Here is a 23,071-nt window from a genome sequence, read left to right as displayed (position 1 = left end):
CGTAATTGATTTTTTAATATTTATTCTATCTTTAAATTTTTGCTATAAAGCACGAATATTTCAACAAAATAAACCTTGTAGATGAAAATAATAAATAATCAAGATACACTATTAATTGATGAGTTTAAGCAGCTTATAAACACCAAAACCAAAGTATATTTAAGTTGTAACTATTTTACATCATTCGCTCTTTTTGAACTTATTGATGACTTAAAAAAATCTAACAAAGTTGAGGTATTACTAGATTTTCAAACTCTAGATGAAGACGATTTTAAGTTTATTCAAAATGATAATGAAAAGCAGCTCAATTTAAAACTAGATAGAAAATATAGAATAAATCAGGTCATTGGTTTAATTAATGATAAAATAAAATTTCGCAAAGGTGGTATAGGGAATCAAAATATATTAATCGTTGAAAATGAAGGTAAATCTACCTGTTTCATTTTAACACCAATGAATTTAGATTCAGTAAGTTTAGGTGTTATTCCGTCAGACATTCCAATCTTTATTAACTCGTTTGAAGATACTAATAATCAATATGGTAACTTGTTTCAAAACTCATGGAGCAATAGTTCGCAATCTCTAAACGATTTGGTGGTTCAAAAATTAGAAAAAGGAGTCAGAGATTATTCAGGTGAAGAAATTTACAAATATTGTATTCGTGAGATTTTCCATTATTCAACCATAAATGAAAGAGCTGATGAAAAGCTCGAAAAAGTTGGCTTTAAAAATTCTAAAATATGGAAATTACTATACAATTTCCAAAAGGATGCAGTTATTGGAGCTATAGAAAAGATTGAAACTTATGGTGGTTGTATTATAGCCGATTCAGTAGGGTTAGGTAAAACGTTTGAAGGTTTAGCTGTAATGAAATATTATCAATTACGTAATGATAGGATTTTAGTCTTAGCACCCAAGAAACTGCGTGAAAACTGGACGGTTTATCAATTGAACGATAAAAGAAATATACTTGCTGAAGATAGACTAAGTTACGATGTGTTGAATCATACAGACCTTTCTAGAACCAAAGGTAAATCTGGAGACATTGACCTCGAAATGATTAATTGGGGCAATTATGATTTGGTGGTTATTGACGAGTCTCATAATTTTCGTAACAATCCTACTAGACGTGGAATGACACGTTACAGACGTTTAATGAACGATGTTATCAAATCTAACATACGCACCAAAGTTTTAATGTTATCTGCCACACCTGTTAACAATAAAATGAATGATTTGAAGAACCAGATATCCTTTATAACGGAAGGTGATGACCAAGCATTCAGCTCTTATGGAATAGATAGTATAACCCAAGTAATGCGAGATTCTCAACGCAGATTTACGCAATGGTATCGTGATGGTGACCCAGATGACCTTGATGTAAGCGAATTAATGGAAAGTTTAGATGGTGCATACTTCAGAATTCTAGATATGTTAACCATCGCAAGGTCAAGAAAGCATATTGAGAAATATTACGACACGTCTAATATTGGTAAATTTCCAACACGTTTAAAACCAGAAACAGTATATCCAGAAATTGATACCAAGAATAAATTCAGAGATATTGGTCAGGTATATGATGAGATAAGTACACTAACATTAGCTTCATATACACCTTTAGGATATGTGCGTTCTGAAAAGCGCGAATATTACGAGGAAAAATACGATATGGAAACGCATACAGGTAGTGTATTTAGACAAGTTGACCGTGAGCAAAGTTTAATCTATTTAATGCGTGTAAACCTCTTAAAACGCCTTGAGAGTTCTATTCATTCCTTTAAGTTAACGACCATTAAGTTAATTGATTTAGTAGAATCAAATCTCAAGCAACTTAAAGACCATCAAAATGGTGAAACAGATTACAACCTCAACATTACAGATGTAGATATCGATGATACGGAATTAGAAGATTTATTAATTGGTGGTAAAACAAAAGTATTAATTCAAGATATTGATACCATTCGCTGGAAACAAGATTTAGAACATGATAAACGTATTCTTACCGCATTATTAAGTAGTATTAAATTAATTGATGTTGAGCGTGATGCTAAACTTAAGGAATTAAAAGACCGTATTTCTCAAAAAGTAGATAATCAACCGTATAACAAAGGAAATAAAAAAGTAATTATTTTTACAGCGTTCTCAGATACTGCAAACTATTTGTATAAAGAATTAAGTGATTGGTTAAAAGAAGAAAAAGGAGTTAACAGTGCTTTGGTTACAGGTTCTGGTAACAACAAAACCAACATGAAAGATTGTCGTACAGACTTAAGCTCAATCCTTACAAATTTCTCGCCACGTTCTAAAAACCGAAAAGACATTTTTCCAGATGCTAAAAGTGAAATAGATATTCTATTCTGTACCGATTGTATTTCAGAAGGTCAGAACCTTCAGGATTGTGATTATTTGGTGAATTATGATATTCACTGGAATCCTGTACGTATCATTCAGCGTTTTGGGCGAATAGACCGTATTGGTTCTATTAATGAGCAAATTCAATTGGTAAACTTTTTTCCTTCTATGGAATTAGACCAGTTTATAGATTTAGTAGCTCGTGTACAAGGCAAAATGGTGATGCTAGATGTATCTGCGACTGGAGAAGACAATGTAATAAGTAAATCTAATCGAGAAATGCAAGACCTCGATTATAGAAAGAGACAATTAAAGCAATTACAGAATCAGGTATTAGATTTAGAAGATATTGATGGTAATATTTCTATTACAGATATGACTTTCAATGACTTTAAGATTGACTTAGAAAAAAGCTCAGACGAACAAATAGAAGATTTAAATGATATTCCACCAGCATCATACGCAGTGGTAAAATCTAATTTAGATGAAGTTAAAGAAGGTGTTATCTATTGTTTAAAAGATACAAGTGCAGAATTTAAGGACAAGCTTAAAAACAACATACTTTATCCATTCTTTTTAGTTTATATCAGTATTGATGGCACTCATATGGTGAAACCATCACAATCTAAAAAAGCCTTAGATTATTTCCGTAAGTTATGTATGGGTAAAGATGGTGTATTGGCAGATTTGGTGGCTCAATTTGAAAAGGAAACTAAAGGCAGTAAAAAGATGGCTGCATATACAAAAGCTTTGCAAAATGCAATTGAGGAAGTTGTTGGTGTGCAAGAAGAAATAGGCTTAGATTCGCTAGCGAGTCAAGGTGGCACCACATTGTTGAACAGAACGCTTAGTAATGAAGACGATTTAGAACTCGTTGGCTATTTAGTTATTAAATAAATGGGATTTAAGTATAACAACATATTAAATATTCCAGAGCGAAATATTTTAGATAAAAAGCTAACTAAAGCCTTTTTTCTAAAAAACTTTATACTTTCCGCTGCGGAAAAAAATGTGCTCAATAATAGTATTCAACAAATGAATTGGTTAGCAAGTATTAAACCAATTACAGCTAATATACTAGCAGTTAATAATGACGATTATAAATACGAAGAAATTCAGATTATGGTCTGTACTATTGCGGATAATACTTTAGATGTATTTGCAGAAAAATGTATGCAGTTATTTCAAAAGTACATTCCATATCAAATGCTGGTTATTATAGAAGATGTCAATGGTTTTAAGATAAGTGCTTGCGATAAACGTATCAATAAAGTAGAGCCTAGTAAGCGAACCATAGAACGTTATTTTGTTACTGATACACTTTCTAAACTTTATAAAAATGACCTGAGCGATGCCTTTTATAAAGCTTTAGATTTTGGAAATTTAGATAAAACCAATTTAGAATTACTGTACAAAAGTTATATACAAGCTGTAGTGCAGTTTCAAGCAGCTAGTATAACTGGTAGCTTCCAAAAAAGAACTAATGCACGTAATCAAGAAGATATGAAGCATTTGGAAGCAATAGAACAATTGGAGCGAGACATCATATCCTTGACTAGCCAAATCAAAAAAGAAACCCAACTAAACAAAAAAGTACATTTGAATATCTTAATTAAAAAGAATAGAGACAGGATAGACGAATTGAAGCAAATGTTGACAGCTAAAAGTTAATAGCTAGAATTAAATTTTAAACGTGAATGATTGAACAAGCAGTATTAGAACCAAAACTTGTAAATAAAATTAAAGGAAAATTTTATATACCAGCTTATCAACGAGGTTACAGATGGGAGAAGGAACATGTACAAATGTTACTAAATGATATTTGGGAGAATAAAGACCAGAATTACAGTTTACAACCAGTAGTAGTTAAAAAAATCGATGATGATACTTATGAATTAATTGATGGTCAACAACGCACCACGACCTTGTATCTCATCCTTAAATATATGAAGCAAGTGTTGCCTTTTATTGAACTAAATTTTTCGTTGACCTATGAAACAAGAAAGAAAAGTGAAACATTTTTAGAAACATTAGATGAAAGCCTTAAGGATGACAATATAGATTTTCACCACATTTATAATGCTTACTTAGCTATAGAAGAATGGTTTAATGATGAGCGAGAGGACAAAAATCTAAGAGTAATTAATCTTTACAAGTATTTTGGAGAACGAGTTAAAGTGATATGGTATGAGGTAGACAATAAAGCAGATTCAACAAATCTATTTACTCGACTTAACATTGGTAAAATACCGTTAACTAATGCAGAACTAGTAAAGGCACTATTTCTATCAAAGGATAATGGTATAACGTATGAAAAGCAATTAGAAATATCAACAACTTGGGATAGTATTGAAAAAGACTTACAGGACAATAAACTTTGGTACTTTCTTACTAATCAATCGCCAAAAAAGTTTGCAACTAGAATAGAACTCATATTCAATCTTATGGCAAAAAAGAAGATTGAAGAAAAAGAAACCTTTTTCACATTCTACTATTTCATTAAACAAATTAAAAGTGAAGGTTCTAGTCTTAATGTATGGGAAAATATTCAATCCTACTTCTTAATACTAAAAGAATGGTTTGAAAAAAGAACTATCTATCATAAAGTTGGTTATCTAGTAGCTATTGGCAAGTCGTTAGAAGAAATAATAACGGAGTCACAAGGAAAAACAAAACGACAATTTGAAAATGGCTTAGACCAAGCTATTAAAGATAAACTTAGTCTTACACGTTCAGACGTGCTTGAGTTGTCCTATGAGAATAGTAAAGATAAATCCAAAATAGAACGTTTGCTGTTATTGCATAACGTTGAAACAATTAGGTCTTTAAGAGATACTTCACAATTCTACTCTTTTAATAATCACAAGCGTAATAAATGGAGTCTTGAACATATCCACGCTCAGCAATCTGTAGGATTAAACAAAAAAGAAGACCAACAAGAATGGTTGCGATTACATAGATTATCGTTAGAAAATCTTGCTTCAAAAAGTAATCAGTCTAAAATAATAAATGCTCTTATAAGTGAGATAGATGCTAATCTGGAAAATATCACAAAAGTTGTTTTTGATGATATCTTCCATCGAGTTTTTGACTTGCTTTCTGAAAATGAAGACAGAAGTTACATTGATGCTATAAGTAATATGGCACTGTTAAGTACTGCTAATAATGCAGCATTAAATAATGCCACTTTTGATGTTAAGCGCAATAAGGTTATTGAGATGGATAAAAAAGGAGCTTATATTCCAATTTGTACAAAACGAGTATTTTTTAAGTACTATACGGATTCTAAAGACCATCAGTTACAATTTTGGGGAGCTAAAGACAGAGAGGCTTATTTAGATTCTATGATAGGAGAAAATGGAAATTTGTTAAACTACTTAAAAGCCGAAGAAGCCTAAGTCATGAATTCAATCCCAACTACATTTCAACAAATATTCGGTCAAGAGTTAGAAAATGGAGCTACAATTAGTGCTATTGAAATTCCTATAATCCAGAGAGATTATGCACAAGGAAGAAAAACGATTGAAGTTACCAGAATAAGAAATCGCTTTATAGATGTATTACATAAAGCCTTAACAGGAGCAGAAGAAGATGCTGTTAAATTAGATTTTATCTACGGACAAGTAGAGGATGGAAATTTAATACCGCTAGACGGTCAGCAACGATTAACTACACTCTTTTTACTGCACTGGTATATAGCCAAACACGAAAATGTAAATGCAGAAGAGTATAACTTTCTGCAAGAGTTTAGTTATAAAACTCGATTTAGCTCACAGCATTTTTGCGATAAACTAGTGCTGTGCTCACCAGATTTTATAGAAGAAAAATTATCCATTTGGATAAAAGACCAAAATTGGTTTATGTATTCTTGGGAAAATGACCCGACTGTAAAAGCGATGCTGGTCGTAATAGATGATTTGCATCAAACTTTTAAAACGAAATCAATCTTTGGTCAAAACTTACAGATTCAGATAATCATCCGATTAGCTTCTATTTTTTAGCACTTGAGGAAATGGGAGTCACAGATAGTCTGTATATAAAGATGAACTCTAGAGGCAAGCCATTAACGCCTTTTGAGCATTTTAAAGCAGACTTTGAGAAAACTATAAAGGATGTATCACAAGAGCTGTATAAAGAGTTTATCAAAAAGGTAGATATCGACTGGGTAGATATGTTCTGGAAGTATCGCAGTGAAGACAATGAAATTGACGATGAGTTTATGCGCTTATATCGATTTGTTACTGAAATGATATGCTATGACCAAAGCATAAATATTATCAATAATGACTTCGATTTAGCTACAGAAGTTTATGGCAAAGACAATCCTAATGCTGAAGAAAACTTACAATTCCTTTTTAATGCTTTAGATAGCTGGAAAGACATAGAAAATATAGGTGGATTTTTTAAAAACACATTTTCAGAAAGTCAATCTAAAATCAATAAGGTTGTACTTTATACAGGAGCTATTAATCTTTTTTCTATGTGTTGTCATAATTACGGCAAAACATCTGGAAAACGAAGACTATTCTCTTTTGTAAATACCTTCTTGTTATATGCTATTCAGCTCTACTTGATTCATAAGGATGAGATAAGTGCTGATGCTTTTGTCAAACGTTTAAGGATAGTTAGAAATCTAGCATTCAACTCGCAAGATGAAACTCGTGAAACAAAATTAGCTGGCTTATTACAAGATGTTAAGAATATCATTCTTGAAGAAAAAATAGAATTAAATTCATTAGGATTTAGCGAGTTGCAAAAGCAGCAAGAATTAGATAAAATCCAATGGCGTAATGATAATACTGAATTAGACCATATTTTAAACCAATTAGAAGACCATAAATTACTGCAAGGTAATATTGCTATTATTGGATTAGATAAACCAGAAATCTTTGAAAAGCAAGCAGCCAACTTCATCAATCTTTTTAATGGAGAAATTCATTATAAAGGCATAAGCAAAGCATTACTAACCATTGGAGATTATTCTCAATTAGTGTCGTGGCGTTTTTTGTTTGGTAATACTAATGATTCTACATGGAGAGAATTATTTACACCATCAAAAAAGAGAAAACGTTTTAATGAGACTAAAAGAATACTCTCAATTTTATTAGCCCCTGATACAACAGATTTTCAGGCTTATATTTCAAACCTCATCAACGCATATCGTGTTAGTGAAAATACAGTTAAGAATTGGAGGTATTACTTCATTAAGTATCCTAATATGCGAAAAGGAAAAAGTGGTGTATACAATTGGTACAATGACCCAGAACGCATAAAGGCAAACCAGTATGAAGTGTATATGATGAATACACCTCAAGCCTTAAGCGGAAGACACTGGAATCCTTTTTTATATGAAATAGCCCAAAATGACAGCTTTAAATCTAAAGTAACTTTAGAAGAATATGGTGCAAAGTTGGTTTTAAACAAAAAAAATGAAAAGTTAGAATGCAAAAATGATGGATGGTATCTTTACGATTCTGAGGATAATGTCACTCAAAAACTAGAAATAGACCAGACTGATGGAAACGATATTGAAGATAGAATCGAAATCATAACCGATTTTTTAAATAATTATTTAGATTAGTAAACGAAAGCACAGCATACCAGATATGAGCATAGAACAAATAAACAAAGGCGACAACCTCAGCCAAAGCGAAAACATAGTAGAAACCAATATTGATAAACTTAAAGCCTTATTTCCTGAGATTGTAACCGAAGGTAAAATAGATTTTAAGGTGTTACAAGAAGTGTTGGGTAATGAGTTAGAAGAAGGTGAAGAATATTACCGTTTTACTTGGGCTGGAAAAGCTAATGCAAGACGTGAGGCACAAAAACCAAGTACAGGAACGCTTCGACCAGCACCTGAAGAAAGTGTAGATTGGGACACCACCCAAAATTTATACATAGAAGGTGACAACCTTGAAGTTCTTAAGCTCTTGCAAAAAAGTTATGCTGGTAAAGTAAAAATGATTTACATAGACCCACCATATAACACTGGTAAAGATATATTATACAAAAATGATTTTTCTGATAGTTTAAAATCATATCTGGATTATACAAATCAGACAAAAAATGACCAATTACTTTCTACGAATCCTGACACTCAAGGGAGATATCACAGTGACTGGTTAACTCTCATGTATTCGAGAATAAGATTATCTAGAAACCTATTAACAGATAATGGTTTTATTGTATTAACGATTGACCATTTTGAATTACATAATTTAATTAAAATATGTGATGAAATTTTTGGTGAAGATAACAGAATAGTTAACGTTACAATTCAACATAATCCAAAAGGTAGAAATCAAGCTGAATTTTTTTCTGAAAACATTGAATACATGTTGATTTATTCAAAAAACAAATCAAATGCTGCTTTCAATAAAGTAGCAATATCCGAAGATGTGTTATCAACATTTAGCGAAAGAGATAATTTGGGTAAATATAGGTGGGAGAGTTATATAAGAGCTAGAACATCATGGTCAAGAAAGAATAGACCAAACAATTGGTATCCCATATATGTTAGTGAAAATGGTGAACACATTTCTTCAAGCTCATTTCCAAATGCTATAAAGACTTTACCAGAAAATAGAAATGGAGAATTTTCGTGGAAGAATATCAAAGATACATTCGAAGAGTTGAATTCAAAAAAAATGATTAGAGTTCAAACTAAGGATGGTGAAATCACTATTCAACACAAGTATTATGAGCAAGAAGTCTTAAAGAACTTATGGATTGAAAAAAAATATCAATCAGAATTTTATGGTACCAATATCATAAAGGAACTTTTTGGTTCAAATGTTTTTTCTTATCCAAAATCTATTCACGCTGTTAAAGACATATTGAAAATTATATCATCAAAAGATGATTTAATTTTAGATTTCTTTTCAGGGTCTGCTACAACTGCCCATGCGACGATACAATTAAATCTTGAAGATAGTGGTAATCGTAAATATGTAATGGTTCAACTACCTGAATATACTGATGAAAAATCTGAGGCTTTCAAATCTGGTTTTAAAACTATTGATGAAATAGGGAAAGAACGAATCCGAAGAGCAGCAAAAAAAATAGTAGAAGAAAACCCTGAAAAAGCAAAAAATCTAGATTTGGGCTTCAAAGTATTTAAACTAGATACTAGTAATATAAAAGGTTGGGATGGAAATCCAGACACTTTAGATGAAAGCCTTTTTGATGCACAAGACAACATTAAAACAGACCGTACAGAGCACGATGTATTATACGAGATATTATTGAAGTATGGCTTAGACCTTACCTTACCTATTGAAGAAAAGAATATTGAAGGTAAAACTGTTTTTAGTGTAGGTTTTGGAGCTTTATTTATTTGTTTAGCAGATAACATTACAAACAAAGTTGCAGAAGGTATCGGCAAATGGAAAGAAGAGTTACAACCAGAAATTTGTAGAGTGGTTTTTAAAGATTCTGGTTTTACAGATGTTGAGAAAACCAATAGTGTACAAACATTAAAACGTTTTGGTATTACAGAAATAAAAAGTATATAAGCTATGAGTACATTATTTATATCTACCACAAATACTAAAATCACTGAGGTGTATTTACGTACGCAACGTGAAAACCAATATTTTGAGCGTAAAGGACTAGGAGAAAAGGATACTAAACCTACTAAAATTGCTGAAGAACTTATTGGAATGCTTAATGCAGATGGTGGTGTATTAGTTTTTGGAGTCACTGATGCTGGAGATATACAAGATTTAGCAACGCTTACAGAAGACGAGTTAAATAAATACCGTTCATTATGTTTTGATTTTATTCATCCAGCATGTAATATAGAATTAGAAGAAGTATATGTAAATGGTAAACTTATTTTTCTCTATCATGTAGAATCAGATTTTGAACGTCTCTTTGCAAGAAAAGATAATGAACAGGTCTACTTAAGAATGCAAGACACCAATCGTAAACTAGACAGAGACGGTGTTAAAAAGCTAGAATATGATAAGGCAATTCGTAAGTTCGAAGAAGAACTTGTTGGAGATTTTGAATTAGAAGATATAGACCTCAGCTTATTAGAGGAATACAAAGAAAAACTTAACTATAAAGGAAATGCTTTAGACTTACTATGTAAACGCTATTTAGCTAAAAAGAAAGAAGAAGCATTTTCACTAAAACATTCTGCTGTTTTATTGTTTTCTAAAGACCCAGAAAAATATATTCCATCTGCTTCTGTACGCTACATTCGATATGATGGTAAAGAAGCATTGTCTGGTACAGAACATAATGTAATAAAAGATGAGCGTTTTGAAAATAACATACCTAAACTTATAGATGAACTAAAAACATTCTTAAAAGCGTCTTTTAGAGATTACCATTTTTTAGATTTAGAAGAAGGTAAATTCAAAAAAGTCCCTGAGTATCCTGAAGAAGCTTGGTTAGAAGGTGTTGTAAATGCGCTTTGTCATCGGTCTTATAATTTACAGGGCAGCTCTATTTACATTAAGCATTTTGATGATAGACTTGAAATTTCGAATAGTGGGCCTCTACCAGCACAAGTTACGATTAAGAATATAAAAACAGAACGTTATGCTAGAAACCCTAGAGTAGCAAGAGTATTAGAGGATATGGGCTATGTACGTCAATTAAATGAAGGTGTTTCTCGTATTTATGAATCTATGGAAAAATCAATGCTATCTGTTCCTGAATATAGAGAGGCTAATAGAAATGTGTATCTAACACTTAGAAATAAGATTAGTGAACATTCTAAAACTATTGATGATGCTGTAATGGAAAAGATGGGAACTAATTGGAAGACTTATAATGATACTCAAATTAAAATTTTTAATTATTTATTTCTAAATCAAAAAGGAACTGTAGCAGATTTATCTACTTATACAGGAATTAATGAAAATACAATTCGAGGATATTTAAATGGATTTATAGAAGATAGTATTCTAATAAGGAATAGTAATAAACAACGTGATAAGAATGCTTTGTATTGTTTTAAGAAAGGTTAAGCGATAATAAGCAAGGTTAAATATAAAGATAACATTACTTGTTTTATAAGGGTTTTGAGACATTAAGCAAGAAACCCACTTGAATAAGCAAGGTTAAAAGTTCTGCTATAAGAAGTTCTTAAACTGAATTAGAAAGTAATAAAGTTAAAAGTAATAAAGAACATAAGAAATATTTAGATGGACTTAAGCAAGGTTGTAAAGTAACTTATAATAGCAATATATACAGTGTGTTATAAACCTTAAGCAAGAAAAGAACTTAAATAAGCAATATTGAAAGTTACTATAAAACAACTTATAGAGTTGTAAGGATAATAAGAAAGATGAAAATACAATTTGACAGTAGTTTAGAATATCAAGGAGATGCTATAAAAGCGATTACAAACATATTTCAAGGTCAAGAGATATGTGAGGCTAACTTTACTGTATACTCACCAGAATTCTTAGTTAAACAACAAAATATAGCCTTTAATGAAATTGGTTATGGTAACCGTTTAACATTAACAGAAGGGAATATTATTGAGAATGTTCAAAATCTTCAATTAGCCAATGGTTTAAAACCAAGTAACCGAAGTGACGTAGATAGAAATCATTTAGATTTTACTATAGAAATGGAGACAGGTACTGGTAAGACCTATGTGTATTTACGTTCTATTATGGAGATGTATAGACAATATGGTTTTTCAAAACATATCATCGTAGTTCCTTCTATACCAATTAAAGAAGGTGTTTACAAATCACTTCAAATAACAGAAGACCACTTTAAGGAGTTATATGATAATATTAATTATAATTATTTTATTTATGATAGTAGTAAGCTAAACGAGGTTAGAGATTTTTCTACCAATGATGGTTTATCTATTATGGTAATTAATATCGATGCATTTCGTAAAAGTTTTGAGAATCCAGATGATGCTAAAAAGAAAGCGAATATTATACATCGTTACAACGATAAATTAGGATACAAACCATTAGACCTCATCAAAAACACTAATCCAATTGTTTTTATTGATGAGCCTCAAAGTACTATGAGTACACCGCTTGCTAAGAAAGCAGTTCAAGGATTAAATCCATTAGCAATACTTCGTTATTCAGCAACTCATAAAAAGGATGAGAAAATAAATATGATGTATAAGCTGGATGCCGTAGATGCCTATGAAAAGAAGTTGGTGAAGCAAATAGAAATTGGTTCAATCCAGACAGAAGGAATGAACAATCAAGCTTATATAAGCTTATTAGATGTACGTTCTAAAGGTGGCAATATTGATGCACGTGTTGAGGTTGATGTTTTACAAAATGGTAAGATTAAGCGTGTTAAAAAATGGGTAAAACAAAACCAAGATTTAGAAGAGCTTACAGGACGTATTGAGTATGAAGGTTATATTATTAAAGATATTTATGTTCAAAATGAGTATATAGATTTTACAAGTCGAAATGAAGAACTCAAAGTAGGTGAAGTAATTGGAAGTGTCGATGATAAGCAAATTAAAACAGCCCTTATTAATAAAACCATTGAAGCACATCTAGACAAAGAATTGGTTTTAAATCCGCAAGGAATCAAAGTTCTAAGTTTATTTTTTATAGACTCAGTTGGTAAATACAGAGTTTATGATGAAGATGGAAATCCATCTTTAGGGGATTACGCTAAAATCTTTGAAAAGGAATACAAAAAACTAATCAAGAAAACCAAATACGCTAGCCTATTTGGTGAAATGAAGGATGTTGAGGTCAACGCTTCAGAAGTACATAATGGTTATTTTTCTATTGATAAAAAGAGTAAAGCCAGTAATAAAAAGAAAAATATGAATACTATAAAGATACTTCAGGTTCTGTAAATGCAGATGAAGACACGTATAACCTCATCATGCGTGATAAAGAGAAACTATTAAGTTTCGACTCTAAATTACGTTTTATCTTCTCACATTCTGCATTAAAAGAAGGTTGGGATAATCCAAATGTCTTTCAGATTTGTGCACTTAAAGAGGCTGGTAATTCAGAAAACAAAAGAAGACAAGAAATTGGTCGTGGTTTACGTTTGTGCGTAAATCAAGAAGGAGAAAGAATTTATGGCTTTGAAACCAACACACTTACAGTGATGGCAACTGAATCTTATGCAACTTATGTAGATAATCTTCAGAAAGAGATAGAAAGTGATACAGGTATTAAATTCGGTATTTTAGAGTCTCATAGTTTCAATAATGTAGTTATGAGCATTGATAGTGATGAGGTTAATTATTTAGGACAAGAAAAATCTGAGCAGCTATATGATTACCTCATCTTAAAAGGTTACATAGATACTAGAGGAAAAGTACAAGATTTTTTACGCATTGCTATAAAGGAAAACAATGTAGAATTACCTGAAGAATTTACAGAAAGTGAACATGTAGAAAAGCAGATTCTAAATCACTTAAAAGATGCAGCTGGAAAACTTCAGATTAAGAACCAAGACGATAGAGAAAGAGTAAAAGTAAATAAGCGCATACTTCATAGTCCTGAATTTAAAGAATTATGGGAGCGTGTAAAATACAAGACCACTTTTGCAGTAGATTTTGATTCAGACAGTCTTGTTAAAGAGTGTATAAGAGCGTTAGATGATAGATTGAAGATTACTAGAGGAAAACTTCATTACACAAGAGTTAAGGTAGCTATGAATATTGGTGGACTTCAAGTAAGTGAAGACCCAACAACTTACTCGGAAAACGTTAATGATGAAGTTGAAGTATTGCCAGACATTGTGAGTTATCTTCAAAATGAAACGCAGTTAACACGTAAGTCAATAGTAAAGATTCTTACAGGAACTAACAAATTGCCTTACTTCAAAATCAATCCTCAAAAATTTATTGAAGGCTGTATTGAAATCATTAACGAGCAAATGCGTTTACATATCATAGATGGAATTCAATACAAGAAAATAGGTGATACAGAGTATTATAATCAAGAGCTTTTTGAGAATGAAGAGTTGTTTGGTTACCTGAAAAGTAACTTAAAGGAGTCAAAAAAATCACCATATGATTATGTGATTTATGATTCTAATGTAGAATCTAAACTAGCTACCGACTTTGAGAATAGCGATAATATTTCGGTATATGCAAAACTTCCAAATTGGTTTAAAATAGATACACCATTAGGAACATATAACCCTGATTGGGCTATACTTTGGACAGATGGTGATGATGAAAAATTATACTTTGTAGTAGAATCTAAAGGAACAACGTTGTTTGGCGATTTAAGACCAAAAGAACAAGCCAAAATAAAATGTGGAATTAAGCACTTCAAAGAAATTGGTAGTGAAATGATTGTAGCAGAAAGTATGGAGGATGTGACTAATCATGCTTTGATGAGGTAATTAAATAACATATGAGATTTGATAATTAACACTTTTATAAAAACAAATATTAATAATTATTATGGATGAAAATTTTGACCAATTCCCAGTTAATTTTGGAGAGACATCTGGACGAATAGAACGTAATTCATTTCAATTCAATTATAAAAGATTTGAAGTTTGGCAAGGTGGAAAATGTATTCATTCTGGTGAATCAAAATCTGAAATAAATGCTAAAATAGTTGAAGGAAATCTTGTGGTTTACATAAATGATGAAAAGATAAACCATCACATTATTAAAAGATTTTCATTTGGTCAAATTTCAACAAGTGGAAATAGAATAATGTGGAGTAATGATATATTCAACACATCAGGTTTAGCTGAATATAATAAACCAGATGTATCTTCATTATTCTATAAGAATGGTAAATTAGTTAAAGTAACTTATACTATTCACAATCCTAATACTTTGGTTGAATTCTATGTTGATGAAAATGCATCTATCTCAAAAGTAGATAATTCAAACATTAGTAAATTAGATGTTTTATCAAAAAAGATTGTTGACTTATATGACCAACAAATGTTTAGTGAGTCTAGGGAATATTTAGTGCAATTATTTTTAAATGTAAAACGTTCACCAGAAAGTTTAAAGGAGGTTAATGATTTTGAATCTTTAGGGAGAGCATATTTATTTATGCTTGACCAAAAAATAACTGACGATATTGATAACTTACAAATGATATCTAGTTTAGGATATTTGTTTCTTTCAAAAGCTCACAGTATCAGCCCTACCAATGCAAACTTAATTATGTTTAGATTAATGGTGCTTCAAATGGGATTAGATGCATTGAAATACACGGTGATGTCAATTTTAGAAGGAAATGGTTCTAGTATGCTTTCGATGTTTTCTGGAATGCAAGATATAAAGGCTAGAGATGCAATTTATAAGATGGAAATATCTGATATTGACGATAATCCTATTATTTATATGAGAGTTGATTATTTTAATGAAAGAAAAGTTCAATTGGACGAAATGGTTAATGATGATTTCTTCTTACCATTAAAAACAAAACAAGAAATTAAGGAATCTGGAATTAAATATCACAAGAAACTATATGAATATCTTGTGAATAAAGTTTTAATGGAATTTGATATTGATTTTTAATTATGAAAATAATAAAAGGAAATATTTTTAATTCTAATTGTCAGACTATAGTTAACACGGTTAATTGTTATGGTGTAATGGGTGCTGGGTTAGCATTAGAGTGTAAATATCGATTTCCAAAAATGAATGAAAAATACATTTCAATCTGTCACCAGAATAAATTAAGTATAGGTCAACTCTATCTTTATAAATCATCTAATAGATGGGTATTAAATTTTCCTACTAAAAACCATTGGAAGTTTCCTTCTAAACTAGAATATTTAGAAAAAGGATTGGAAAAGTTCTTAGACACTTATGAAGAAAAGGGTATAAAATCAATAGCCTTTCCTATGCTTGGAGCTCAAAATGGCGGTTTATCAGAAGAAGATTCACTAAACGTTATGAAAAAATATTTATCACAAGCTGAAATTCCAGTAGAGATTTATTCTTACGTACCTAATTTACCAGATGATATTTTTCCTAATCTAAAATTAGCTTTTTTAAATCAAGATATCAGTGAATTGAAGAAAATAATAGGTATTCCAACCAAACAAATAGAGACAATCATGTCTGCAATTAAATCAGATAAAATCAATAATATGGTTGGTTTGCATCAACTTCGAGGAATAGGTGAAAAAGGAATACAAAAATGTTATAGTTATGCGTCTAATGAAAATGTAAATAAAATTCAGATTACCCTTTTTAAAAATGAATAAATCAGAAGCAAAAAATATATTAACAGATTCCATTTCAAATCTCCATTCCTATAGAGGTAATCTTACGAATGAAGACATTGATGCAGAAGTAATAAATAATGTATGCTTAATAGTATTAAAGAATAGAAGAAAAAAACCTAATCCAGAAGCTAACTTAGATGATTTGTTAAAAGAATTGGTTAATAATGAAATGAATCTTCCTGATTTAATAAGAGCATTTACAGAAGCTGCTATGGAGTTATTCCCAGACTATTATGGTATAAAAAATGCTACGGCTGCTCTAATTGGAATTCCTAATAATCTAGATTGGGATGGAATGTGGGATTTCTTAGCAGATTATTTCAGGTCTAATCATGGAAAAGAAATAAATGAATACTCCGCTAAAAGTATTAAGGTATTTTCATCTATTAGGCATGAAAGGTTTGAGGATGGGGTTCTAACTTCAGAAAGTGAAGTTGATAGAGTAATAAACATAACCTTTGATAATGAAAATAATATATTAGTTAGTATAGCTCCATCTTTGTCTCCTAAAAAAGCAGCTTTTAAATCGGGTTCTGAATATAAAAAATCTTATGTTGGCTTTGACCCAGATTACTTGTTTACTGTAAGTTTTGATGATTTTAATGAGATAGATTCATTTATGTTAGAAATGCCAAATCGTAAATTGAAAATAGTTTACTATGATTAAAACTCAATTAGATTCTTTTAATAAGAATACATATGTGCATTGTTTAAATGAAGTTTTTGATGGACTAAATTTAGTTGATGGATTTTTATTGGAAATTGAAAAAAATCGTAATTACCGTAATATAGAAAGTATAATTTCTGTTTATGATAAGTTATTTGGTAATGGTGAGATTTCCAATCACATTGATTATAAAATAGGGAAAGTTTACAAGCCACTTTATGTTACAAATCCTGGTGAATTTTCTAAATCAAATTCATATTGGCATATAAGACTTAAATTAAATTCAACGGATTTTATTTTGTTAGATGAGCTTTATGAAAAAAAGTTATCTAATCTTTTAAGATTTCTTAAGCATTTATTTTCAAAAATTGATAATTTTTTCGCATCATCAAAAATTACTCAATTGAATAGTTTTAAAAAGTTATTAGAGAATATTAAATGTGATATCGAAAAATTCCTTTTATTTATTGAACATCGAAGTATTATAAATAAAAAAGAGAAGCTAGATGAAGCAAAAATTAAACAAATACCTTTTGGAGGTCTATACTATACGGCTCACATAGAAAATATCAATAGTATTTTAGAGAAAGGTATATTGTCACATAACCTAGCACATTCTAAAGGACTATTGACCGTTGATATTTCAAACAAGCAAGTGAATGAACGTAGAAATAGGGTTGTAGTTGGACTTAATGGGAATTTACATGATTATGCTCCACTATATTTCAATCCTAGAAATCCAATGTTGTATTATTTGTGTAAAAACAGACCTAAAGAAAACCTTGTTTTAATGAGGATAAACCCTCATATTTTAATGGAAGATGACGTTAGTTTTTCTGATGGAAATGCAGCATCTAGAACAACGAAATTCTATAATAATCTAGACGATTTTAATAATCTAAATTGGACTACAATTCAAAATGAATATTGGACAAACTATCCTGATGGGAAAAGAATAAAATGTTCAGAGGTTTTAGTAAAAAAAATGATTCCAATGTATTACGTTACGGATTTATTTGTGTATAATCAAAATGCTTTAAAAAAAGTAATTAGTTTCTTTCCAAATCACTTGGGTATTAAGACAGAAATTAAAAATAATCTTTATTACTAGATTTATATAAATTCAATAACAACAAAAATTTAAGTAGAATGACTACTGATACAGTGTTAAAAGTAGCTATGGTATTAAGTGAAGAAGAACAATATTCACTTTATAAAATGTTACAAGAACATATAAGAAAAGCAAAAAGGAAATCTAAAAGTAAAACACCATTAATGACAAATGATGAAGTTGATAGATGTTTATTAAAAACTGTGTTTAATGTAAGTTTTGACGAATAAAACTATTTTCTCAAAAATCTTATTAATTGTGTTAATGATAATATAATAAGAAGAATTAAATTAAGAATTAGTTCGAATACTAATGCTATAGTTCCAAAAGTTTCACTAATTGGAGCAGAAGTATGTTTTCTTTCTGCACTTTTAAAAGCACGAATCCAATGAGAAGCTTCTAAATCATATTTAAGCAAGGTTGATGAAGACTCGTCATTTTCTCGCCAGATAAATTTTTCATTTCCGTTTTTATTTTCCATGATAATTAGAGTTATAAATTAATTTATTACAAATATAACAAATTGCAAACTAATGTTTGCAATTTGTTATAAAAAGTTTTATATTTGTTTAACTTAAAATCTTAGTCATGAAAAATACGTCTGAACAAATCGCAAGAACAATTTTAAACCAAATTAAATATTTTGATAAATCTGCTTTAATGGCATGGGGAGCAAAATCATTTTGTGCTTTATCTGAAAATAAAACTAGAGTAGGTGGTCTTAGTTTTCAAGTAAATGGTTTAACTCATAAAGGTTGGGTAACTATTGAATTAGACTGGTTAGATACTTACACTGTTATTTTTACTAATAAAAAACGTGAGGTAATTAAAACTTTTGAAGGTGTATATTGTGATATGCTTATAGATGTAATTGATTATATCGAAGGAAAACACGCAGCATAATGAAAAAGTACGTAGCATATTACAGAGTATCGACTCAAAAACAAGGTAGTTCTGGGCTTGGTTTACAGGCTCAGAAAAATGCTGTAGCAAATCATATAAGCGACAAAGGTAATCTTGTTGGTGAATTTACAGAAGTTGAAACAGGAACACGAAAAAAGAAGCGTGTTCAAATATATAAAGCTATAGAGTTAGCGGAAGCTAACAAGGCAATCCTAATCGTTGCCAAATTAGATAGATTAGCGAGGGATGTTGAATTCACCTCAGCTCTATACAATGCCAACGTTGAATTCATTTGTTGCGATAACCCTAACGCAAATAAACTCACCATCCAATTGTTATCTGTAATAGCAGAGCATGAAGCTGAGGTTATTTCTAAACGTATTAAGGATGCACTTGCAGTAAAAAAAGATAAAATTGAAAAAGGTATCTATATTAATAAAGATGGCTCAACAATGAATCCAGTTGATGGTGAGGTTCGTTTAGGGAATCCTAATGGTTTTGGTGAGTATCAAAAATTAGGAGTTAAAAAGATAAAAGAAAACGCACGTAACAACAAAAACAACATTCAAGCCATGGATGTAATTTGTTCAGCACGTAAAGAAGGAATGACCTATCAAGCTATAGCAGATAAATTAAATAAGCTTCAATATACAACAAGACGAGGAAAGCAATTTAATCCAATCCAAGTTCAGCGTCTCTTTAAGAAGTGTGAAGATTAGTCGTAAATACTAGCTTCAAATAACAAACCCTTTAGACACTTACTAAAGGGTTTATTGCTTCATACCTTATCGACTAATTATTCAATGAAATATACTTTTCATAATGAGCATTAAGTATATTATTGTTTTCGGTAACGCTATAGTCTGCAAACCCATAGAACCTATCTGTATTATCATACACTGATAATAGTACGTCTGATTTTGGGTATTTATTAACTTCACCATTTTTAAAGGCAACCGATAACGATAAATCTTCTTTATCAAACATTGCAAATGCAACTGGTTTAGAACCTTGAAAAATGATACCGTAGTTACCTTTTTCTTCTGTTAACTTAAAATTTAATGTCTCTTTTTTCATAATGTAATAATTTAAAATATTTGTGTTAATTCATTTAACTATGATGCAAAGAAATAACAATAGCTCAAGTATAGCGAGGGATTCCCAAGGATTCCCTTAAGAAAAGAAAACTATGTAACGATAAAAATAATATTCAAGCCATGTATGTTATTTGTTCAGCTCGTAAAGAAGGAATGACCTTCCAAGCTATATCAGATAAACTAAACAAACTTCAATACACTACTAGACGAGGTAAGAAATTTAATCCAATCCAAGTTCAGAGATTATTTAACAAGTGTGATGAATAACAGGTGGAAATTTATGTATTAGATTTTTTCTTTTATAAAGTCAACTACTTTATAAATATATCATTAATAGCTTGGCTTCTTTCTTCTGTAAGCCCATATTCATTTGCATATCTCGAAAGTATTAACTTTTCATCTTCTTCAATACTACCATCAATTAGTATATCTTGAAGTTGTTCTATGTATTCTAATTCATTATCGGTATAAATTGATTTAAAAACATTTCTTTCAATTTCGTTAGCATCATTTTTAGATATATTATATTTAATTGCTTTTCTGTCTAGTATTTTTCGTTCTATCTCATCAATGATATTATCATTTTTTAGCATAAATAAAATATCTTTTTTATACTTATCAACTAGTGGATTATTAATTGAATTCTTTTGGTCAATAGTAATATTTTGTTCTGAAATTTTCGGAATATGTTGTTCAGATAAATTTCTGACATCTTCAAATTTTACTGTTACAGTCCAAGTATGTTTTTTATTAGATTTAGAATCTGCTTTAATATCTTTTGAGTAATTCACTCCAACTTTTACAAAAAATGCCTTTATATCTAAATTAATATTTTTTAATTCTTCTGAAGAGAAGTTCTCAATTTGAGAAACAGACACTATTTCAGTATGTTCGAGTAAATTACCTTCTAATCTTTGTTTAGCTAATTTTTGCCAATTTATATCTGAGTGATACCAAACTAATTCATCTGGTATATAAGGTTTTTTGAAAGGTTGATATTTTTGCGATTGACTAATTTTAGAATCAAAATCAGAAAAACTATCATTGCTTTTTTGATTTTGAGAATTAACCTCTCCTCCATGGATTTTTACATCAACTTTAACATTTGTATTTGTGTTTGTATTTGATTGTTCTTGCTTTACTTTAGATTTATTACTCGAAACCTCAAAAGAGGTTGCGCCTAAACATTGTAATAAAGTTGCATATTCCGACATTCTGTCTAAAGTTAGTTGCTCTTCAGTGTTATGGAGTGGTAAATAATAGTCATCTCTACGTGGATGCACAACATAAACCTCATTTAATTTAGGATGACCAATTGGGAAATTTAAACTACTAACAGTATTTGTATTAAGAGCAATAAAACTTTTATTAGCACTTCTAAAAATATCATTACTTATTAAAATAGTTTTTCTTTCTTGTCTTGGGATTTGAATGAAACCATTTTCTATTTTTCCAGTAACTTCATTTTTTAATGATTTTAAGTCTAGAATCAAAGAAGCATCCTTAGTTAATTTTTCACTTTGTTCTAATAATTGTAAAGCATGGAAATATTCCCCTCTGTTTTTTAAAATTTCAGCTTTTGAAAGAAGAAAAAGCGGCTTAAAATAATCATCATCTTCGAAATTTAAATCAAAATTATCGATAAGAATTACGCATTCATCAAATCTCTTTAATTCATATAGGCAGATATGCATTTGTAATTGGAAAGAAGGATATTGTTCTAATTTATAGCCTAGTTCATTTTCTTCTAGATTGAGTTTTTCAAGTAAATCTAATGCTGTTGTATAATCTTTTTCGTCATCTATTAATTTATTAACACTTTCAATTTTTTTTCTTAAGTCATTTTCTACTCTTATATCAACTGATTGTACAGATTTAATGATTGTCGTAAATAAATTTATTAAAAAATTCTCGTTGGAAGGAATGAATGTATTTATTGGAACATCTATATGATTTGTACTATTTATAATATAAAACCTAAGATTCAATTCACCTTCTAATATAATCTTTTCGATTTGGTCTACCTCTTTCCAAGGAATATAATAGAATTCATGGTCAAATGGATTAGATTTATTTAAGTTCTCCACCTCAAAAAATACGTTAAGTCCAAATTCATCAATGGTCATTACATTAAAAAAAGTACAATCATCATCTTTATCGTCTAATATACTTAATAGCAAAAAGTTATCTTCAATTGAATAAGCATCCCACTTCTCATGATATACAGCCCAATATTCATTCAGTCTATCAATTATTTTATTTAACTGATGTTTTGGAGCATTTATTTTATTTTTGGCTTCTTGAAGATATATATTGGCATTAGAATTGTTAGAATTATATTCTATAATTTTTGCTCCGAATTCTTTACTTATTATAGTTGATAATTGTTTCATGGAATTTATTATTGGACTAGACCTCACATTAATTTGTGCAGTACGAAAATTAGTAAAAAAAAATATTAAAAAGTGTAGTTTGAAAGAATATTCATTAGTATGTTAAATCAGATAAATTGTTAAATGATTTTAAGGGCTACATATTTATGTGAGTATTTATTAATAGAAAGAATAATTTCTATATTTGTACTTCTAATATCAATTGAAATAAATTAAAGTAAAACAACGAGTGTTACCCTATTAGTTACCCTAAAAAGTTAACCTCTTGAAAGTATAATAAACACTAACGTTTAAAGATAGGTGTCGGAGCCTTGCTCTCCGCAGAGAGAAACCCATAACGAAAGTTATGGGTTTTTTGTTT

General features: G+C 30.0%; 19 protein-coding genes. 16 read left to right on the top strand and 3 right to left on the bottom strand.

The window, feature by feature from the left end; translation table 11 throughout:
• Positions 1–81 precede the first annotated feature (81 nt).
• The 14 genes from ADIWIN_RS07010 (at position 82) to ADIWIN_RS06950 (ending at position 18,547) form a co-directional block, all read left to right on the top strand.
• On the top strand, positions 82–3,249 hold the full coding sequence (locus tag ADIWIN_RS07010) for a helicase-related protein (protein ID WP_020894341.1): 3,168 nt from the start codon (positions 82–84) through the stop codon (positions 3,247–3,249).
• Positions 3,250–4,023 carry a DUF4391 domain-containing protein gene (locus ADIWIN_RS07005; RefSeq protein WP_020894340.1) on the top strand — a complete coding sequence of 258 codons (774 nt, stop codon included), beginning with the start codon at positions 3,250–3,252 and terminating at the stop codon, positions 4,021–4,023.
• Positions 4,024–4,049: 26 nt separating this feature from the next.
• Positions 4,050–5,750 (top strand): DUF262 domain-containing protein, encoded by a 1,701-nt coding sequence (locus ADIWIN_RS07000; RefSeq protein WP_020894339.1) that lies wholly within the window; start codon positions 4,050–4,052, stop codon positions 5,748–5,750.
• Positions 5,751–5,753: 3 nt separating this feature from the next.
• Positions 5,754–6,353 carry a DUF262 domain-containing protein gene (locus ADIWIN_RS06995; RefSeq protein ID WP_020894338.1) on the top strand — a complete coding sequence of 200 codons (600 nt, stop codon included), beginning with the start codon at positions 5,754–5,756 and terminating at the stop codon, positions 6,351–6,353.
• Positions 6,354–6,364: 11 nt separating this feature from the next.
• Positions 6,365–7,933, top strand: a complete 1,569-nt coding sequence (locus tag ADIWIN_RS06990; RefSeq protein ID WP_020894337.1) for a hypothetical protein — start codon at positions 6,365–6,367, stop codon at positions 7,931–7,933.
• Positions 7,934–7,958: 25 nt separating this feature from the next.
• Positions 7,959–9,869, top strand: a complete 1,911-nt coding sequence (locus ADIWIN_RS06985; protein WP_020894336.1) for a site-specific DNA-methyltransferase — start codon at positions 7,959–7,961, stop codon at positions 9,867–9,869.
• 3 nt (positions 9,870–9,872) lie between these two features.
• On the top strand, positions 9,873–11,336 hold the full coding sequence (locus ADIWIN_RS06980; protein WP_020894335.1) for an ATP-binding protein: 1,464 nt from the start codon (positions 9,873–9,875) through the stop codon (positions 11,334–11,336).
• A gap of 320 nt (positions 11,337–11,656) precedes the next feature.
• Positions 11,657–13,168: a DEAD/DEAH box helicase family protein gene (locus ADIWIN_RS21240; protein ID WP_020894334.1), complete on the top strand. Its 1,512-nt coding sequence runs from the start codon at positions 11,657–11,659 to the stop codon at positions 13,166–13,168.
• 29 nt (positions 13,169–13,197) lie between these two features.
• Entirely contained in the window at positions 13,198–14,679 is a 1,482-nt protein-coding gene (locus tag ADIWIN_RS21235; RefSeq protein ID WP_020894333.1) for a restriction endonuclease, read from the top strand.
• Between the two features lie 61 nt (positions 14,680–14,740).
• Complete coding sequence (locus ADIWIN_RS06970; protein ID WP_020894332.1) at positions 14,741–15,823, top strand: hypothetical protein; 1,083 nt, start codon at positions 14,741–14,743, stop codon at positions 15,821–15,823.
• A 2-nt stretch (positions 15,824–15,825) separates the two neighbouring features.
• Complete coding sequence (locus ADIWIN_RS06965) at positions 15,826–16,518, top strand: macro domain-containing protein (RefSeq protein ID WP_040756689.1); 693 nt, start codon at positions 15,826–15,828, stop codon at positions 16,516–16,518.
• The gene (locus tag ADIWIN_RS06960; protein WP_040756687.1) at positions 16,511–17,206 is read left to right on the top strand and encodes a hypothetical protein; all 696 of its coding nucleotides are present in this window, start codon (positions 16,511–16,513) and stop codon (positions 17,204–17,206) included. The genes ADIWIN_RS06965 and ADIWIN_RS06960 overlap by 8 nt, the downstream gene beginning before the upstream one ends.
• A complete protein-coding gene (locus ADIWIN_RS06955; RefSeq protein WP_020894329.1) occupies positions 17,199–18,317 on the top strand; it encodes a DUF4433 domain-containing protein in 1,119 nt (372 codons plus the stop codon). The genes ADIWIN_RS06960 and ADIWIN_RS06955 overlap by 8 nt, the downstream gene beginning before the upstream one ends.
• 38 nt (positions 18,318–18,355) lie before the next feature.
• Positions 18,356–18,547 (top strand): hypothetical protein, encoded by a 192-nt coding sequence (locus tag ADIWIN_RS06950; RefSeq protein ID WP_040756686.1) that lies wholly within the window; start codon positions 18,356–18,358, stop codon positions 18,545–18,547.
• Positions 18,548–18,549: 2 nt separating this feature from the next.
• On the opposite strand, the gene ADIWIN_RS06945 is transcribed toward ADIWIN_RS06950, so the two are convergent.
• Positions 18,550–18,798, bottom strand: coding sequence for a hypothetical protein (locus ADIWIN_RS06945; protein ID WP_020894327.1), 249 nt, complete (start codon positions 18,796–18,798; stop codon positions 18,550–18,552).
• 107 nt (positions 18,799–18,905) lie between these two features.
• On the opposite strand from ADIWIN_RS06945, the gene ADIWIN_RS06940 reads away from it, so the two are divergent.
• Complete coding sequence (locus tag ADIWIN_RS06940) at positions 18,906–19,220, top strand: hypothetical protein (RefSeq protein ID WP_020894326.1); 315 nt, start codon at positions 18,906–18,908, stop codon at positions 19,218–19,220.
• Complete coding sequence (locus ADIWIN_RS06935; RefSeq protein ID WP_020894325.1) at positions 19,220–19,939, top strand: recombinase family protein; 720 nt, start codon at positions 19,220–19,222, stop codon at positions 19,937–19,939. Before ADIWIN_RS06940 ends, ADIWIN_RS06935 begins: the two co-directional genes overlap by 1 nt.
• Before the next feature lie 73 nt (positions 19,940–20,012).
• On the opposite strand, the gene ADIWIN_RS06930 is transcribed toward ADIWIN_RS06935, so the two are convergent.
• Positions 20,013–20,297, bottom strand: coding sequence for a hypothetical protein (locus ADIWIN_RS06930; RefSeq protein WP_020894324.1), 285 nt, complete (start codon positions 20,295–20,297; stop codon positions 20,013–20,015).
• Positions 20,298–20,628: 331 nt separating this feature from the next.
• Positions 20,629–22,710, bottom strand: a complete 2,082-nt coding sequence (locus ADIWIN_RS06925; RefSeq protein ID WP_020894323.1) for a hypothetical protein — start codon at positions 22,708–22,710, stop codon at positions 20,629–20,631.
• Positions 22,711–23,071: the final 361 nt, after the last annotated feature.

This window comes from Winogradskyella psychrotolerans RS-3 (assembly GCF_000427335.1).
Taxonomy (GTDB): Bacteria; Bacteroidota; Bacteroidia; order Flavobacteriales; family Flavobacteriaceae; genus Winogradskyella; species Winogradskyella psychrotolerans.
The sequence above is the reverse complement of the archived record's forward strand: the minus strand, read 5'-3'. Positions and strand labels throughout refer to the sequence as shown.

Excerpts from the sequence above, each read along its gene's own strand:
- ADIWIN_RS07005 (WP_020894340.1), top strand. The coding sequence starts at position 3,250 with ATGGGATTTAAGTATAACAACATATTAAATATTCCAGAGCGAAATATT.
- ADIWIN_RS06935 (WP_020894325.1), top strand. The coding sequence starts at position 19,220 with ATGAAAAAGTACGTAGCATATTACAGAGTATCGACTCAAAAACAAGGT.
- ADIWIN_RS06970 (WP_020894332.1), top strand. The coding sequence starts at position 14,741 with ATGGATGAAAATTTTGACCAATTCCCAGTTAATTTTGGAGAGACATCT.
- ADIWIN_RS06980 (WP_020894335.1), top strand. The coding sequence starts at position 9,873 with ATGAGTACATTATTTATATCTACCACAAATACTAAAATCACTGAGGTG.
- ADIWIN_RS07010 (WP_020894341.1), top strand. The coding sequence starts at position 82 with ATGAAAATAATAAATAATCAAGATACACTATTAATTGATGAGTTTAAG.
- ADIWIN_RS06955 (WP_020894329.1), top strand. The coding sequence starts at position 17,199 with ATGATTAAAACTCAATTAGATTCTTTTAATAAGAATACATATGTGCAT.
- ADIWIN_RS06985 (WP_020894336.1), top strand. The coding sequence starts at position 7,959 with ATGAGCATAGAACAAATAAACAAAGGCGACAACCTCAGCCAAAGCGAA.
- ADIWIN_RS06930 (WP_020894324.1), bottom strand. The coding sequence starts at position 20,297 with ATGAAAAAAGAGACATTAAATTTTAAGTTAACAGAAGAAAAAGGTAAC.
- ADIWIN_RS06995 (WP_020894338.1), top strand. The coding sequence starts at position 5,754 with ATGAATTCAATCCCAACTACATTTCAACAAATATTCGGTCAAGAGTTA.
- ADIWIN_RS06925 (WP_020894323.1), bottom strand. The coding sequence starts at position 22,710 with ATGAAACAATTATCAACTATAATAAGTAAAGAATTCGGAGCAAAAATT.
- ADIWIN_RS06950 (WP_040756686.1), top strand. The coding sequence starts at position 18,356 with ATGACTACTGATACAGTGTTAAAAGTAGCTATGGTATTAAGTGAAGAA.
- ADIWIN_RS06945 (WP_020894327.1), bottom strand. The coding sequence starts at position 18,798 with ATGGAAAATAAAAACGGAAATGAAAAATTTATCTGGCGAGAAAATGAC.
- ADIWIN_RS21240 (WP_020894334.1), top strand. The coding sequence starts at position 11,657 with ATGAAAATACAATTTGACAGTAGTTTAGAATATCAAGGAGATGCTATA.
- ADIWIN_RS21235 (WP_020894333.1), top strand. The coding sequence starts at position 13,198 with ATGCGTGATAAAGAGAAACTATTAAGTTTCGACTCTAAATTACGTTTT.
- ADIWIN_RS06990 (WP_020894337.1), top strand. The coding sequence starts at position 6,365 with ATGGGAGTCACAGATAGTCTGTATATAAAGATGAACTCTAGAGGCAAG.
- ADIWIN_RS06940 (WP_020894326.1), top strand. The coding sequence starts at position 18,906 with ATGAAAAATACGTCTGAACAAATCGCAAGAACAATTTTAAACCAAATT.
- ADIWIN_RS07000 (WP_020894339.1), top strand. The coding sequence starts at position 4,050 with ATGATTGAACAAGCAGTATTAGAACCAAAACTTGTAAATAAAATTAAA.
- ADIWIN_RS06960 (WP_040756687.1), top strand. The coding sequence starts at position 16,511 with ATGAATAAATCAGAAGCAAAAAATATATTAACAGATTCCATTTCAAAT.
- ADIWIN_RS06965 (WP_040756689.1), top strand. The coding sequence starts at position 15,826 with ATGAAAATAATAAAAGGAAATATTTTTAATTCTAATTGTCAGACTATA.